This window comes from Pelomicrobium sp. G1 (assembly GCF_051905455.1).
Taxonomy (GTDB): Bacteria; Pseudomonadota; Gammaproteobacteria; order Burkholderiales; family UBA6910; genus Pelomicrobium.
The window spans coordinates 1-627 of the sequence record NZ_JBQACR010000066.1; the positions used below are offsets into that span (position 1 = coordinate 1).

Annotated in this window: 1 pseudogene; it reads left to right on the plus strand. The window is 66.7% G+C overall.

The features are described from left to right. Positions 1-137: 137 nt before the first annotated feature. Positions 138-627 (plus strand): annotated as a pseudogene (locus tag ACTFO6_RS17465) (hypothetical protein); the annotation flags it as partial.

Genomic DNA, 627 nt, shown 5'->3' on the forward strand with positions numbered 1-627 from the left:
CTCACGGTGTTGTATCCGGGCGAGCGGCGTTACGAGCTCGACGCACACGTCACGGTCGTGCCGCTCGCGGAGCTGGCCACGCGGGGGGCGGCAAGCGTGCTCAGCCAGCGCGGTCGGCGGACGCCGAAAGGAGAATCATGATGGAGATCTCCGAACGCGCTTTCGAGGACGCGATCGAGCGAGCCCTCCTCCAGTACGGCTCCGACGCCGATGCGGGCGATGCGCCGGCGGTCCACGAGACCCCGCCGCCCTACGGTGAGAACGCACCTGGGGGCTACCACAGGCGCAAGCCCGAGGACTACGATCGCGTGCTGTGCCTCTTGCCGCGTGACGTGGTGGACTTCGTGCTTGCCACGCAGCCGAAGGAATGGAAGAAACTCGAGCAGCACCACGGCCCGGCGGTGCGGGAGCAGTTCCTCCGGCGTCTCGCTACCGAGATCGAGCGGCGCGGTGTGCTCGACGTGTTGCGGGGCGGCGTCAAGGACTCTGGCTGCAAGTTCCGGCTTGCCTATTTCCGCCCCGCGAGCGGCTTGAATGAAGAAACCCGGCGGCTGTATCGGGCGAACCTTTTCTCCGTGGTCCGCCAGCTCCGCTACAGTACAAAGACTGACCAGAGTCTCGACCTGG